19 protein-coding genes are annotated in these 13,704 nt (G+C 42.8%); 14 read left to right on the forward strand and 5 right to left on the reverse strand.

Annotated features, from left to right (window positions below; genetic code table 11):
• From Q0K92_RS03285 to Q0K92_RS03330, 10 genes are all read left to right on the forward strand, one after another.
• Positions 1–835 (forward strand): replication endonuclease (locus tag Q0K92_RS03285; protein WP_297324379.1); only part of this gene is annotated, 835 nt, incomplete at its 5' end.
• Positions 813–1,085, forward strand: coding sequence for a hypothetical protein (locus tag Q0K92_RS03290; RefSeq protein ID WP_297324380.1), 273 nt, complete (start codon positions 813–815; stop codon positions 1,083–1,085). The genes Q0K92_RS03285 and Q0K92_RS03290, both read left to right, overlap by 23 nt.
• Positions 1,086–1,162: 77 nt before the next feature.
• Entirely contained in the window at positions 1,163–1,582 is a 420-nt protein-coding gene (locus Q0K92_RS03295) for a hypothetical protein (protein ID WP_297324381.1), read from the forward strand.
• The gene (locus Q0K92_RS03300) at positions 1,579–1,773 is read left to right on the forward strand and encodes a MerR family transcriptional regulator (RefSeq protein WP_297324382.1); all 195 of its coding nucleotides are present in this window, start codon (positions 1,579–1,581) and stop codon (positions 1,771–1,773) included. The genes Q0K92_RS03295 and Q0K92_RS03300 overlap by 4 nt, the downstream gene beginning before the upstream one ends.
• Positions 1,749–2,834, forward strand: coding sequence for a DUF3596 domain-containing protein (locus tag Q0K92_RS03305; RefSeq protein WP_297324383.1), 1,086 nt, complete (start codon positions 1,749–1,751; stop codon positions 2,832–2,834). Before Q0K92_RS03300 ends, Q0K92_RS03305 begins: the two co-directional genes overlap by 25 nt.
• 37 nt (positions 2,835–2,871) lie before the next feature.
• Positions 2,872–3,174, forward strand: a complete 303-nt coding sequence (locus Q0K92_RS03310) for a type II toxin-antitoxin system HigB family toxin (protein ID WP_297324384.1) — start codon at positions 2,872–2,874, stop codon at positions 3,172–3,174.
• A gap of 16 nt (positions 3,175–3,190) precedes the next feature.
• Positions 3,191–3,565, forward strand: coding sequence for a transcriptional regulator (locus tag Q0K92_RS03315; RefSeq protein WP_297324385.1), 375 nt, complete (start codon positions 3,191–3,193; stop codon positions 3,563–3,565).
• A gap of 114 nt (positions 3,566–3,679) precedes the next feature.
• A complete protein-coding gene (locus Q0K92_RS03320) occupies positions 3,680–4,384 on the forward strand; it encodes a hypothetical protein (protein ID WP_297324386.1) in 705 nt (234 codons plus the stop codon).
• 2 nt (positions 4,385–4,386) lie between these two features.
• Positions 4,387–6,000, forward strand: coding sequence for a hypothetical protein (locus tag Q0K92_RS03325; protein ID WP_297324387.1), 1,614 nt, complete (start codon positions 4,387–4,389; stop codon positions 5,998–6,000).
• 279 nt (positions 6,001–6,279) lie between these two features.
• A complete protein-coding gene (locus Q0K92_RS03330) occupies positions 6,280–6,534 on the forward strand; it encodes an Arm DNA-binding domain-containing protein (protein ID WP_297324388.1) in 255 nt (84 codons plus the stop codon).
• 565 nt (positions 6,535–7,099) lie between these two features.
• Here the strand turns inward: Q0K92_RS03330 and Q0K92_RS03335 are convergent.
• Together Q0K92_RS03335 and Q0K92_RS03340 are read right to left on the reverse strand one after the other, a co-directional pair.
• Positions 7,100–7,564 carry a RidA family protein gene (locus Q0K92_RS03335; protein ID WP_297324389.1) on the reverse strand — a complete coding sequence of 155 codons (465 nt, stop codon included), beginning with the start codon at positions 7,562–7,564 and terminating at the stop codon, positions 7,100–7,102.
• Positions 7,558–8,283 (reverse strand): SDR family oxidoreductase, encoded by a 726-nt coding sequence (locus Q0K92_RS03340; protein ID WP_297324390.1) that lies wholly within the window; start codon positions 8,281–8,283, stop codon positions 7,558–7,560. The genes Q0K92_RS03335 and Q0K92_RS03340 overlap by 7 nt, the downstream gene beginning before the upstream one ends.
• A 96-nt stretch (positions 8,284–8,379) precedes the next feature.
• Between Q0K92_RS03340 and Q0K92_RS03345 the strand changes: the two genes are divergently transcribed.
• The 4 genes from Q0K92_RS03345 to Q0K92_RS03360 all read left to right on the forward strand — a co-directional run bounded on the left by Q0K92_RS03345 (position 8,380) and on the right by Q0K92_RS03360 (position 11,064).
• Positions 8,380–9,336, forward strand: a complete 957-nt coding sequence (locus tag Q0K92_RS03345; protein ID WP_297324391.1) for a LysR family transcriptional regulator — start codon at positions 8,380–8,382, stop codon at positions 9,334–9,336.
• Positions 9,337–9,477: 141 nt separating this feature from the next.
• A complete protein-coding gene (locus tag Q0K92_RS03350; protein ID WP_297324392.1) occupies positions 9,478–9,888 on the forward strand; it encodes a transposase in 411 nt (136 codons plus the stop codon).
• Positions 9,889–10,346: 458 nt separating this feature from the next.
• On the forward strand, positions 10,347–10,556 hold the full coding sequence (locus tag Q0K92_RS03355; RefSeq protein ID WP_297324393.1) for a hypothetical protein: 210 nt from the start codon (positions 10,347–10,349) through the stop codon (positions 10,554–10,556).
• Positions 10,557–10,821: 265 nt separating this feature from the next.
• A complete protein-coding gene (locus Q0K92_RS03360; protein WP_297324394.1) occupies positions 10,822–11,064 on the forward strand; it encodes a hypothetical protein in 243 nt (80 codons plus the stop codon).
• Between the two features lie 993 nt (positions 11,065–12,057).
• Here the strand turns inward: Q0K92_RS03360 and Q0K92_RS03365 are convergent.
• From Q0K92_RS03365 to Q0K92_RS03375, 3 genes are all read right to left on the reverse strand, one after another.
• Positions 12,058–12,351 carry a DUF1840 domain-containing protein gene (locus Q0K92_RS03365; RefSeq protein WP_297324395.1) on the reverse strand — a complete coding sequence of 98 codons (294 nt, stop codon included), beginning with the start codon at positions 12,349–12,351 and terminating at the stop codon, positions 12,058–12,060.
• A gap of 235 nt (positions 12,352–12,586) precedes the next feature.
• On the reverse strand, positions 12,587–12,757 hold the full coding sequence (locus Q0K92_RS03370) for a hypothetical protein (RefSeq protein ID WP_297324396.1): 171 nt from the start codon (positions 12,755–12,757) through the stop codon (positions 12,587–12,589).
• Positions 12,758–13,127: 370 nt separating this feature from the next.
• Positions 13,128–13,655 carry a peroxiredoxin gene (locus Q0K92_RS03375; RefSeq protein WP_297324397.1) on the reverse strand — a complete coding sequence of 176 codons (528 nt, stop codon included), beginning with the start codon at positions 13,653–13,655 and terminating at the stop codon, positions 13,128–13,130.
• Positions 13,656–13,704: the final 49 nt, after the last annotated feature.

Below are 13,704 nucleotides of genomic sequence, written 5' to 3' on the forward strand. Positions count from 1 at the left end.
GCATCGCCAAGGTATTCAACCTTATGGCTTCCGTGTCGTCGAACCTCATCACGACGGCACCCCACATTGGCACTTACTGTTATTCATGCCAGATAAACACCGTGAAGCTGTGCGCAGAGTTATGCGCCATTACGCACTTCTTGATAGTGGTGATGAACCAGGTGCGCAAGAACACCGGTTTAAGGCAGTTGCCATTGATCCGGAAAAAGGCACGGCTGCGGGTTACATTGCCAAGTACATCGCCAAAAATATCGACGGCTATGCATTGGATCAAGACTTGTACGGCAATGACTCTGTAAAAGCGGCGGAGCGTATCTCGGCTTGGGCTAATACCTGGGGCATTCGTCAGTTTCAACAAATTGGCGGCCCAAGTGTGACCGTCTGGCGGCAATTAAGAAAACTGGACAAAACCGACGACCCGGAACTTGAAGCTATCCGCCAATCAGCAACCGCCAGTGATTGGGCGGCGTTCATGTTGGCAATGGGCGAGCCTGAAACCCCGCACCGTTCGCAAGCCATCAAACCTTATTACGAACACAGCCAGCAACTCAATCCAGTAGTTGGTGAAGCGATTTCAATCGTCACTGGACGTTATGGAGATACTGTTCCATTACGGGTTGCCGGTATCGTCTGGAAAGGAATGAATTTAAGTACCCGCAAGCATGTTTGGATGCTTTTCAAAGTCAACAGCGAGGATGTGACATTAAGGAGCGAGGCGCAAGCCGAGCGCACGCAATGTCACGCCGGAGCTGTTTCTCTTGGACTTGTATCAATAACTGTACCAACCCCTTTTTATCATCCGGAGGTTATCCATGAGAACCCACCTCAACACTAAAAATGATCCATTAAAAGGCGTTATGAATCCATTTACTTTAGATGAAGCCGTGTCCTTGATCTACCGTTTGGCCGTCCTCAAAAAGGATGCGCTGCAACCCGGAAAGAAATACAGCATCACGCAAATCGGCCATATCTGTGGCGTACTGACAATTAATGATCAGATCGAGATCGTCATCAAGTTTCACGGCGAGATGCGGCAATTCACTAAGGAGGAGTTTTATGCGCAGGCGAAGCTTCTCGACGAGTAGGACAAGCATCTTATTGACTGCCATGACAAGTAGTGTATTATCAGGACATATATTAACTAGCAGGAACACTACTGATCATGGAAACCAATCAGAGAAAACTGTTTGATCTAAATTTAAGTGAAGAACAAGAGCAAATTCTTTTAAAGAATATCAAAGAATTTAGAGGCGTTGGCACTACGCTCGAAAGCGCATTAGGTGCTTTGATCATGGGGCAATACTTCGGCTGGCGCGTTCTTAAAATACTTCATAATCCGCTGACCTATCGCCGATACGAAAATATCCTGGGTATTAAGTTTCAGGATGTTTGCCCGGAGGCAACGCACTATAGCGAAACAAAGAGTGTGGGTTATGCCATCACGCAAAAACTTGGCAGTTTCTGGGCGGTTGTGATGGGTAAACGCAAAGTAGTGGATAAGGGTTTGATCGAGGATCAAGCGGAAGTTGAAAAGCATGTAGCCAAGCATATTGCCGGTAATGACGGGGAGGAAAAGAAATGAATCACTCCGATCGACAACTGGTGACTGTCAAGAAATGTGCGGAACTGACGGGCTTATCTGAAAACGCCATTCGGCAGTATTTGAAAAAGGGGCAATGGAGATTTGGAATACATTGGTTCAAGTCCGCGAATAAAAAAGTTTTTATAAGCATGTCCGCAGCTAATCTATGGATGCAAGGCAAAGAGGCATAACGGTTCGTGGCAATAGCATCCAGCTATCGTTCACTTTCCAGGGTGTGCGCTGCCGGGAAACTATCCCCATGCCGCCGACCAAAACCGCACTGAAAGAACTAGGCCTTAAGCTGCAAGCCATCAAACACGAAATCAGAATCGGCACCTTCGATTATTTCCGGCATTTTCCGTACAGCAAGAAAGCCAAGGAATTCAGGAAAACCCGCCCCGATCTCTACACGATCAAGGAAGCGCTTGTTAACTGGCTGCGCCGCAACCAAGCCAAGCTGCAAATTAGTACGCTGCAAGACTATAACAGCGCCATCTATCATCATTTGATTCCAACCTTTGGCGATCTCACCATTGCCGAACTGACCGCCAGCAAAGTTAAGGAATGGTTATCGGAGCTTCCTTGCTCAAACAAACGCAAAGGCAACATCCTGACCCCGCTGCGTCAAACGTTCGAGGAGCTGTATCACGACGAAATCATCGACAAAAACCCACTGCAAAGGGTTAAGAATCTTCCCAACAAAACTCGTGAACCTGAGCCGTTCACACAAGATGAAATCGCCAGAATTCTGAACGAACTTACCGGCCAGGCAAAAAACCTGATTCAGTTTGCATTTTATTCAGGTCTTAGAACTTCCGAATTGATCGCGCTTCGCTGGAAGGATGTCGACTTTGAAAACAACCGAGTATTTGTCAGCAGCGCTTATGTTCGTGGACAAATGAAAGAAACCAAAACCAAATCGGGGAAACGAGAAGTCACGCTGCAACCGCAAGCCAAAGAAGCCCTGCTCAATCAGCAAACCTTTACCGGAAAACAGAATGTAACCGTTTTCCACGATCAGGACACCAATCAGCCGTGGGCAAACGATCAACCTATCCGCAAAAAAATCTGGATTCCGACATTGGAAATAGCAAATATCAAATACCGCAGCCCCTACCAAACCCGCCACACCTTCGCATCAATGATGCTATCCAGAGGCGAACACTATATGTGGGTTGCCCAGCAAATGGGACATAAGGATTGGGGAATGATCATCAAGGTTTATGGACGGTGGATTCCGCAATCGAAATAGTTGTCAAAGTCCCATTATGGGACTATTATTCTGTTCCATGAGAATTATTGCTCTGTCGACCTTGAAAGCATTTTGGGAAAATGATCCGTCTTACAATGATGCAATTCAACCAACACTTGCTTGGTACAGACACGCACTAAAAGCGAACTGGACAACGCCTGCGGAAGTAAAAGCGGATTTCAAAAGTACCAGTATTCTCAAAGACGGCAGAGTCGTATTCAATATTGCCGGTAATAAATACCGGCTAGTGGTATGGATTAACTACGCTTACAGCATTGTTTATATCCGTTTCATAGGCACCCATGCCCTATATGACCAGATCGATGCGCAAACGATTTAGTACCAGGAACAACATAATGGACATCAAACCAATCAAAACTGACACCGATTACCGCGCAGCATTAAAGGAAGTTGAAACACTAATGATGACTAAATCCAACACGCTGGAAGGTGAAAAACTGGATGTTCTGGTGACGTTGATTGAAGCTTACGAGCATAAACACTTTCCTCTCGACTTACCCGATCCTGTTGAAGCCATTAAATTTGAAATGGAACAGAAAGGCCTAACCGTAAAAGACCTGGAGCCGATGATTGGAAAAAGTAACCGAGTGTATGAGGTTTTAAACCGCAAACGCTCCCTGACACTTAAAATGATTTGGAAACTACATCAAGAGCTAGGTATTCCTGCAGAGTCTCTGATAAAACAACCCATACAAACGCATATCAATTAAGAAGCTACCCATAAATTCTGCATGAACTGAGAAAACAATATTATAGTCACTCCGCAACTTTAATCGAAGAATTTTTAGCGTTACATTTATATCGACAGCCAATTAAGGAATGTTATGAATATCAAGGAATACCTCACCAAGCTAGAAAAGGAAACTCACGAGATATTCATAAAATCGCTAAAGTGTCAAAGTAAACTTGGTAAAGTCCATCACTTATCCTCATGTATATATGAGTTCACAGATCACATTTATGATCAATCAGAAAAAAACATTCTAATCACTGTCAGCTCTCAATTAGAATCTGCGACGCTAAATGCAACAATGGGAATGTACAGACAGGCATTTTCCTCACTTCGTCTAGCTTTTGAAATGGGATTAGGTGCAGCTCATTTTTCTGTTCATAAACTCGATCTCATAGAATGGCTTAATGGTCGTGCTGACATAAAATGGTCTGAATTGATTAATGAAGATAATGGAGTTCTATCATCACGATTTACAAATGCTTTTTTCAAAGAGTTATCTTCAGAAGCAGCAGAATATAGGGGAAAGGCTATTTCAACATATCGGAATCTTTCTGAATTTGTCCATGGTAATAATGAAACATGGGAAAAAAGTGGTCTACAACTTAGTTACAATAAAAAACTTTTAGAAACATATTTCGAAACATTTTCAGATACTGTGGAAATAATACTTTTTGTTCTTACTTGTAGATATGCTAAGTCCCTATCTAAGGAATCTTTAGAATCTCTTCAATGCATCCCTGAGGAATTTGTACACATATTACATATTCGAGAAATATTTGGCGGACCTAAGGTGTAATAATGAGCGAATTCTACCTGCGCACTGAAAGTATCAAACAAACTGAAATTTTAAATTTATCTGTAGTAAATTCATCAGACATAAACATAATTAAAGCACTAAAATCGCCAGAACCCTGTTTGTTAGAAGGTTCACGGGGTACTGGCAAATCATTCTTAATGAAAGTTTCTGAATTAGAAATTGAATCAGAAAGTGAATCTTCAGTAGCTGTTTTTGTATCTTTCAACAAAAGCTCATTAATAAATACAAACGATCATCTTCAGTTTTATCATTGGATGTTAGCTAAGACACTAAAATCGTTAGTAAATAAACTACGCAAAAAAGGAATTGTAGTTTCAAGTACAACAGCTAATCTTCTTAGTAATGATGTAAATAATAATGAATTTGAGATTGAAAAAGACCTAAAAAATATCGTTAAGATCTTTGAAGAATCTTACAAGGGCAATATTTCTTTAGATATTTCATCATTGCCTGATATTGAAGATGTTAAGGAAGCTATAGAGAGTATTTGTGAAGAAAACTCCTTGGATAGAATTTATTTTTTCTTTGATGAGGCCGCTCATGTATTTAGACCTGAACAGCAAAGACAATTCTTTAATCTATTCAAAGACCTTCGATCTCCATACATTACATGTAATGCAGCCATTTATCCTGGAGTTACCTATTTTGGCGATTCGTTTGAACTAACCCACGACTGCATATACAAAAAACTGGAGCGAAATATTAAAGACTCAGATTATCTTCAATATTTCAAGGACATTGTTTGCAAACAGGCAGATAAAAAACAAATAGATGAGATTGATAGGCAAAGAGAGCTTTTTAATACACTAGCTTTCGCCTCAGGTGGAAATCCCAGAATGTTGCTTAAAACAATTCAAGATCTAGATAAATTCAGTGTTTCAGACGTAAATAAGCTGATAAAGTCATTCTATAGGGAACAAGTATGGGCCGAGCATACTGAGCTAGGTGAAAAATATAAGGGCCATAAAAACATAATCGACTGGGGAAGAGATTTCTTAGAAAACTCAGTCATTCCAGCTATCGAAAATTATAATAATTCTCGTAAAGTAAAGGGAGTTGATGAAGCAACCATATATTTCTGGATACACAAAGATGCACCTCAAGTTGTTAAAGAAGCACTGAGGCTTCTTACTTATACAGGCATTATTAGAGAAATTGATAAATCTGTAAGAGCAACGAGGGCCGAGCTAGGTACACGCTATGAGGTTAAATACGGTTGCATAATTTCTTTAGAGAGCAATCCTCATGGCGAATCTAAAGACTTTTTTAAATCTTTGTCACTCAAAAAGTTCCCGGAGTTTGGGAAAAATCATAGTGCTTACACGAAAGCAGCAGAAATAATTGTAATTGATTACAATGATATACAGTATGAGAAATCATTGAAAAACATGTTAGAGAAATCAATAGACGTGCTAAGCCTCTTAACCCCATGGCAAAAAAGCAAATTAAAAAGTGCCGGCATTAATACTATAGAACAATTACATTCGAATACTGAAGAAAGCTTAATTGAGAATATATATAATGTTGGGCCAGCTCGTGCTCGGTTAATGAAAAATGCTGCAACCGCTGAGCTACTAGAATATCTTTCTGGGTAATCATGAAACCCTTAAAATCCTTAGAAATACTCCAGAATGACACAAAAATAGCAGAGGTAAGCAATAAATGACTGATATACCAGAAATAGACCAAGGTTCGATTCCCGTCGCCTCCCAGTAACATCCAACACCGTCCAAAAGACGGTGTTTTCATTTGTATTATCACATATTAATTATCCGTTAAAATTTTTTATGATCCGATAAAATCCGCGCATAATCGGAGTATCGGTGGAAGGTTGACAGATAAGGCTTGCAAGGCATTCGTGGCTCAAAAAGCGTATGGCAAAGAAGCTTTCAGACGGCGGAGGGCTGTACCTCTTTATTACACCTGCTGGCGGAGCGCTTTGGCGCATTAAATACCGCATTGATGGTAAGGAAAAAACTTACTCGATTGACAGTTACCCTGCCGTTTCCTTGGCGGCGGCACGTGTTGATCTGGCAGAAGTTAGCTCTTATGGTCATCTTCGACTGATGCAGGAGTGCATAAACGCTCTGCCAGCTAAAGCACATTCGTCATTTTGTGACGATTGGTAAGAAGAGCCATTAGTTGCGCAGCCGGTCAGGCCCCAAATAATCAATGATACGATCACAAAAATTTTCACAAGTTTTTTTCATCACATTAAGATTGAAGCTCTATATGCATTTCAGAAAATAATCAGTCACTGTCTCACGAGATGGCACACTTTAAGAGTGTATTTGGGTGTACATGATTGTAATAACTTCAACCAGAGTGACATGTAAGCATCCTAGCTTAGTCAATACAATAATGTATATTGGGGAAACCTTTGTTTTTTAATCAGTAAAACCATTAGCTGCAACTGCTCTTGATTCATCACAGTTTTTAACTATCTTGATGGCTTTTAATAACAAATTGACAAAATCGATCCTAGTTCACAGCAGCACCAGCGCTTTTTTCAACCCGACCTCCCACTATAAGAAATAGAAAGACAGTTCACTTGGCAGTGCGGCAATAAACTGGATTCTTCATAGATCTTTCCTGTCGAATTTCTTTTGCTTAAGCCAGCTATGCTGTAATGAGCGTTGCGGCTATATGCAAAAGTATTCGCCAAGAAATTGCCATTAGCTATACGGGGTGGACTCAAGGACTAACTTCAAAAGTGACTTCTATTTCAACAGGCGTGTTAAGCGGCACGCTCAAAACACCAACCACCGAACGAACGGATAGTCTTTCCGCACCAAAGACATCACGGAAAAGCTCAGAAGCTCCATCTGCCACTTTCGGGTGGTCGATAAAATCATTCGAGACCGCCAAAAAGAAGCTGGTGCGGACGATACGTTTTACTCTATCGAGTGAACCTAAATGCTTACGAACGACGGCAAGCGCGTTTAGTGCTGCCATACGCGCAGCTTCTCGCCCTTCTTCTGCATTCAGCTCGTTGCCGAGCTTCCCGATAAATTGCGGCTCACGCCCTTTAATCGGAAGCATGCCGGTGAGGAAAAGCAGATTGTCGGCCTGCACCGCCATTTCGTAAGCTCCGAGCGGCATCGGCATCGACGGCAGCGTGATGCCGAGAGTCTTGAGTTTCTGTTCCGCGTTTACCATTTGCCGACATGTGCGCCGTTATCCACGTACAGCACTTCCCCAGTAATAGCTTGCGCTTCCGTCAGATAAATGACTGCATCGACGATTTCCTTCGTGTCCGAGATGCGCCCCATGGGAGAAAGTGACTTAAGAAATTCCTTCGAGTTACCCTTGTGCAGTGGCGTATCGACAATACCGGCAGCAACGGTGTTAAAACGTATACCCTCCTTTGCATATTCGCTGGCAAGATTTAGTGAAGCTGCCGTTATGCCGCCCTTGGTAATCATTGGAACCGAAGCGCTTAAATCGGCAATCGGATGCGTTACCAACGAACTCGTAATACTAACGACGCTACCCCCGGATTTCTGCTTCAACATCTGCTTGACAACGAATTGCGTGATGTAGAGGAAGCCTTCCACATTGGTCGAAATCAGAGACCTGAAATCCTCTGCTGTGTAGTCGGTGAAAGGCTTGGATAAAAAGATACCGGCGTTGTTGACCAGCGCATCAATGGAGCCAAATCTGGCGATTGCAGTTTCGGCGACTTTCTGCGCTGTAACGGCCTGTCCGATATCCCCGTCGATTAACGCAAGATTGTCAGACTGCACAAGCTTCTTGGATTTGGTTATGGTGCGCGAAGTCGCAACAACATTGTAACCACGCTCAAGGAAGGCATTGACAACGCCCGCGCCGATACCCTGCGAGCCTCCGGTGACGATGATGGTTCTTTGCTTAATCATAAGATTCTCCTTTGCTGTAATGAGTTGACGAAGAAGATTGTGCATTAAATAGGATTATTTGATTAGATGGAAATTTGTGGAAACTCTTTTCCATTTATGCAAAAATTGAACATGGTGAATTTGAACGATATCGCAGTTTTTGTAAAAGTGGCGCAGTTCAAAAGCTTCAGTCGCGCCGCACAGGCTATGAGTATGCCTGTCTCAACGGTGAGCCGTGCGGTTTCCAACCTTGAAGAGCAGCTGGGCGTGACGCTGCTGCAAAGAACGACACGTAAGTTGAGCCTCACCGGCCAGGGCCGCGATTATTACAATCAGTGCAACGGGCCGCTGAGCGATCTATATGATGCCGAGAGTGTCTTAACGCAGATCCAGAAAAACCCGGAAGGCATGCTCAGAATCACTGCGCCGGTAATTATGGGGCAGGAACCGTTTTATAAGTTTCTTTCAGACTTCCAGAGCAATTATCCGAAGATCAAAATCGATCTTTTCATCACCAATTCCTATCTTGACTTGATAGCGGAAAACCTCGATGTCGGTATCCGCTTTGGAGGACTGAGGGATTCAACGCTCATTACCAAGCGTATCGGTGCGAGTATCCGCTATGTCGTCGCAGCACCAGATTATTTAAAAGGACGACCACTTCCTTCTAAGCCACGGGATTTAATGCAGCATCAATGCGTCATCCTTGGCGGAAGAAATAATGAGACAGAGTGGGAGCTGGTAAATGGGCGTAAAACGGCGAAGATACAAGTAGCTGGTCCAATAGCCAGCCGCGATTTTCAGTCGGTCAGCGACTTTACTTATCGGGGACATGGCATCGGCTTGTTGCCGATGACGTATTGTGATGAGCAGATCAGAAACGGCACGCTTATTCGCCTTTTGCCCGAATGGTCTTCTCCTGAAATTGTGGTCCATACCGTTTATCCAACAAGGAAATTCCTGCCTTCACGACTTCATGTCTTTCTTGAAGCGTTAAAGGCATGGAAAAGTCCATTTTGGCTATTTCTGCCCATCCCCAAAAAAACAGAAGAACCTGATACGTTAAAAAATTGAATCCGCCAAACTATAACCTCAGTTGTATTATTTATTACTAGCGCTGTAACTCAGCGCTTAAAGCTCAGAGCTATCCAATCACGCTGGGATTGCAAAGAAAAATACCGAATGAGTTAATGAATATGAATTTCTCATAACTTGATGTCAGCCGCCGCAGGCCGTCCGGCCTATCCGGGATTACTGCTACTCAAAATGCTATTAGCAGGAATCTGGCATGGTGGTCTCAGCGATGAAGCGGTAGAAGACATGGCTAACTCGAATCTGCACGTCATGCGCTTTTTGGGTTTGTATCTGGAAGACGATGTGCCGGATCATTCGGTATTGTCCCGTTTCAGGACCCGACTGACCGCAGCTGGCGCATGGGATGGATTGCTGGCGATGATCAATGGGCAGATACAGACGCACGGCGTCATGGTAAAACCCAGGGATGTCATGTGGATGCGAGCATCACACACAGTCAACGCAAGCCTAAGAACAAGCCGTCCTATGAAGTGGTTAACGACCGCGAAGGCCGGGACGATGAAGCAGATGCCCAAGCGGCCATGCGCGTGATCGAAGTGACGCAACCTAGCGTGAATACCGAAGCACGCTGGGTCAAAAAGAGTGGCAAGTCAGTCTTGGCTATTTGCTTCTTAAATCAATGAGTTGACGACCCGCTAGATCAGACCCAGATCAGTGTAAACTGACAATAAACCCAGTGCGTAAAAGGGGAATAAAACGCACTGGGTTAGCACTGCACAATCCAACCATCCGACTAAGCCATGGGGTGAAAGCTCTGGTTGGTGCGGTAGATTCATCATTATAGGAGGATGAATACTCATGATCATTATCATGCAAGCTTCTAAGTTTCTCTGTTCGATAACGAACATAGCACTCACACCTCCCTGTCGATCATCAATAACCACACTCATCTATTTTTCCTAATTAATTAACAGCAGTTCTGAGCTACCAAGGAAGGTGCTTGAAAAGCTAGAATTCAACTGCCGCATCCAATCTTAAAAGGTGCTTCCATGAACAAAGAAATTGAAGCTATCGAAATTGCCCTGATCACACTCACAGGATTCATCGCACAACAATTTCCTGATGCACAACTTGGAGAATTCCTAGCCCACACCGCTCATGAATTCTCGAAAAACCCAGGGGCAGAAAAAACAGCCACTCTGCTTACCGCCCTGGCTGACAGCGCCACCCGAGCCGCGGTCATGTCGCGCCGTAACTGATTCACAATTCCCAATTAGCGAAGCGACGGCAAATGTATTACGATAACCCATCAAGATTTTTAAATCTGATGAGCTAAAGTGTCTCTTAATTCAGGCTACCCGCTGTCCATATTGCATTGACGACATACAGGAAACGTCTATTTCCATATGCAATCTCTCAGTTGTTGGTGATCTTCAGGTGGCGATTCAAGCCTTAGAAACAAGAGCATGCAGATGGCAATCCACGGGCTTGCTAATCGAAAAGGCGGCGAAAACTGGGGAATAAGTGATGATTGAACTATTAGGATGGATTGGTCTGTCAGCTGCTTTTGCGATGACGATTTATCATCGCTACATGTATTCAAATTATGAGCAAGTATATCAATATATTAATAAAAAATATGGTGATGATACTAATAACATTGAATTCCCGTCTAAAGATGATCACTTACGAGATGCAAAAAAATATTCGTATTACACAGCTTTCTTTGCAGTCGTGCTGATAATTATCAACATGTATTTTCGATGATATGCCTGTACCAAACTGTCAGTGCAGGAAGATCAAATGGCATCAATCAATAAAACAATATTCATAGGTAACTCATGTGCACACTGGGTATTTTCTTATGGGCAGATTTGTATGGAAAGAATTCTGACTTTGATGAGATGATAATAAGTATATATTCAAGTCACAAATTAATTAACCTAAGATTGGGGTAAGAACATGTTTGAGAAAACATTTCGGAACATCTTATATGTTTGTGCAATTCTGTTCATGGTTCTTATAACAGCCTGGGGAGCAACTTGGCTATACAAAGCAATATTAGAACAATTCACAAAATTGGGGTAATGACTAAACAATATGGCATTCGCAGGTTCTGTGATAAAGAAATGCGCCAGGAACATATTGGCCAAATATTGAGGTGAATCATGAGCGAAAACACAAAAGTTATTTTATATCTGCTACTTATATTTGTAATACTGATAGCTTCGTTAATATATTCCAATAACGAAAAAGAATCTTGCCAATCAAATGGTGGTGTTTATGCTAGGCAACACATGAGTTGGTCGTATGAATGTACAACACCAACACCTAAAGTTAAGCCATGAGCGAATGGCAATCAACCCCTGGCAAGCATTACCAGAAGAATAAAGCACCCCGCGCCGCAAGTAGCGGGGAATTGAATCCATAGCGATTATATTGAAAGAGATTCAGTCGGTATGGGAAGATATGACGTAAAAATAGCGAATCTCGCAGAAAAACTGGAAGGTTAGTGTAAAAAAGTAAAATGCCTTCAAGTAACTTCTCTGAATGTTTTTGCACAAAGATTGCGTATGAGCGTTCTGAAATAAAAAAATGGTTCTAGCAGGCGTTGAATCGGCATCAGATATTTTAGGTTTTTTCTAATAAAACAATGACACCAATCACAACTTATCCGATCCTGTTACCTGTACGCCGGCTGATGAATGGGAAAAAAATCAGATTGGAGTTGCCGTGCAGATTGCACAAATAGATAACGATTTATTTCCACATTACGTTACACTCAGCCTCGGCTGCGGCGGTCAGAAGATTAATCAGTGGCAACGCTCTATCAGCCATACTCACCATCGGTTCAGCATCTTCATTCTCAACTGACGGTGAGGTTTTTTCTGCGCTTATGGCTGCTCTTAATCGATTCAACGCCATAGGAACGTCCGCTGCCAAAATAGCGCCGGGTACAGTCTTGCTGTGTCCCATCATTTGCAGCATGGCAAGTGCGATGTCTCCAAACATGATGATGTCGGCATAAGCATCGGTTGTAAATGTCACGAGCATATCATTCTCCTTGAACGAATCAAAAGTGCGCAAATCCACGTATTCATTGCCGCTATACCGCAGCCGCCATAACTATCATCAGCAGGCTCGTTGAAAAATCTATCAGCGAGCGTTACCGCTACAGTGTTAAAAACAGGCTCAGAATGGTCATTAAGTATCAAGAAAAAAACGCACACATACCGACTAACGTGTTTTTCATAATCCCTATTGCAACCCCTCTTCCTGATTTAGTGAACTAGTCGCAACCACGTAACAGAAAGATGACAAATAAGATCGGTATGGGGACGCCTACAAGCCACAGCAAAATGTAACCTATTTTTCCCTCTTGCTGCTTCTTCAAAGCTGCTGTGATTCGTAATGAACTGACGCCTTTCGTGAGGCGACTAAAGTGATTGGTTTTCAGCATCGCGATCTCCTTTTTAATTTCAGCCCGTTGGGTTGAGGCTGATGATGGCAAAGTAACAGTAATAATCTCGTGCGTTATTGTTTAAGCCAAAAAATGTTTCTCGTTGCTTGATCTTGTTGAATGCATTCCCCAGTTACACAATCTGCCATCTATCATCGCAAGAGAGACTGATCATGTCCGTCTCACGCGCACGAGGTGCAAATTCTTCGGCAGCAGATAATTGTAGACGCTGTGTACATTCAAAAATCTCCTGAGTCTTTTCGCTCAAGCCTGACCAGTTGCCAGTTGATCTACCCACCGTCCAGCCAAAACCTGCTGCCACTTCGAACTGATCTTTGAATTGAAAGACATAATCAAAGGCAATCCAGACTCATTTGCTATGTTTTAAATAATCCAGCATGGTATCAACATCACTGACAGTAAATGGATCATCCGGGTAATTGTCAGCTTTACCGGGTTCGCTGAATAATTGGCTAATCTCTTTATCCTCGACAACCATTGAATAGCGCCATGAGCGGCTGCCAAAACCAAGGTTTTCTTTTTTAACCAGCATGCCCATTGCTCTGGAAAAATCGCCGTTTCCATCAGGCAGCATTTTTACGTGCTTGATGTCCAGATGCTTACTCCATTGATACATGACAAAGGCATCATTAACGCTCAAGCAATAAACTTCATCAACACCCTGAGCAATGAGTTCCTGATATTGCGCATCATATCCAGGCAAATGTTTATTTGAACAGGTAGGTGTATAGGCGCCGGGAAGAGCCAAAACAACAATTTTTTTCCCTTTAAAAATGTCATCGGTACTGACACCCTGCCAGCGAAATGGGTTATCGCCACCGATACTCTCGTCGCGAACACGTGTTTTAAAGATCACATCCGGCACAGTTGCAATCATGTTAAGACTCCTTGGTTTATTAGAATTTTGTTCAAGCGACTCACTTGAA

This window comes from Nitrosomonas sp., from assembly GCF_024282095.1.
Taxonomy (GTDB): Bacteria; Pseudomonadota; Gammaproteobacteria; order Burkholderiales; family Nitrosomonadaceae; genus Nitrosomonas.

Excerpts from the sequence above, each read along its gene's own strand:
- Q0K92_RS03305 (WP_297324383.1), top strand. The coding sequence starts at position 1,749 with ATGGATGCAAGGCAAAGAGGCATAACGGTTCGTGGCAATAGCATCCAG.
- Q0K92_RS03330 (WP_297324388.1), top strand. The coding sequence starts at position 6,280 with ATGGCAAAGAAGCTTTCAGACGGCGGAGGGCTGTACCTCTTTATTACA.
- Q0K92_RS03295 (WP_297324381.1), top strand. The coding sequence starts at position 1,163 with ATGGAAACCAATCAGAGAAAACTGTTTGATCTAAATTTAAGTGAAGAA.
- Q0K92_RS03310 (WP_297324384.1), top strand. The coding sequence starts at position 2,872 with ATGAGAATTATTGCTCTGTCGACCTTGAAAGCATTTTGGGAAAATGAT.
- Q0K92_RS03365 (WP_297324395.1), bottom strand. The coding sequence starts at position 12,351 with ATGCTCGTGACATTTACAACCGATGCTTATGCCGACATCATCATGTTT.
- Q0K92_RS03345 (WP_297324391.1), top strand. The coding sequence starts at position 8,380 with ATGCAAAAATTGAACATGGTGAATTTGAACGATATCGCAGTTTTTGTA.
- Q0K92_RS03370 (WP_297324396.1), bottom strand. The coding sequence starts at position 12,757 with ATGCTGAAAACCAATCACTTTAGTCGCCTCACGAAAGGCGTCAGTTCA.
- Q0K92_RS03350 (WP_297324392.1), top strand. The coding sequence starts at position 9,478 with ATGTCAGCCGCCGCAGGCCGTCCGGCCTATCCGGGATTACTGCTACTC.
- Q0K92_RS03325 (WP_297324387.1), top strand. The coding sequence starts at position 4,387 with ATGAGCGAATTCTACCTGCGCACTGAAAGTATCAAACAAACTGAAATT.
- Q0K92_RS03320 (WP_297324386.1), top strand. The coding sequence starts at position 3,680 with ATGAATATCAAGGAATACCTCACCAAGCTAGAAAAGGAAACTCACGAG.
- Q0K92_RS03335 (WP_297324389.1), bottom strand. The coding sequence starts at position 7,564 with ATGGTAAACGCGGAACAGAAACTCAAGACTCTCGGCATCACGCTGCCG.
- Q0K92_RS03300 (WP_297324382.1), top strand. The coding sequence starts at position 1,579 with ATGAATCACTCCGATCGACAACTGGTGACTGTCAAGAAATGTGCGGAA.
- Q0K92_RS03315 (WP_297324385.1), top strand. The coding sequence starts at position 3,191 with ATGGACATCAAACCAATCAAAACTGACACCGATTACCGCGCAGCATTA.
- Q0K92_RS03340 (WP_297324390.1), bottom strand. The coding sequence starts at position 8,283 with ATGATTAAGCAAAGAACCATCATCGTCACCGGAGGCTCGCAGGGTATC.
- Q0K92_RS03375 (WP_297324397.1), bottom strand. The coding sequence starts at position 13,655 with ATGATTGCAACTGTGCCGGATGTGATCTTTAAAACACGTGTTCGCGAC.
- Q0K92_RS03355 (WP_297324393.1), top strand. The coding sequence starts at position 10,347 with ATGAACAAAGAAATTGAAGCTATCGAAATTGCCCTGATCACACTCACA.
- Q0K92_RS03290 (WP_297324380.1), top strand. The coding sequence starts at position 813 with ATGAGAACCCACCTCAACACTAAAAATGATCCATTAAAAGGCGTTATG.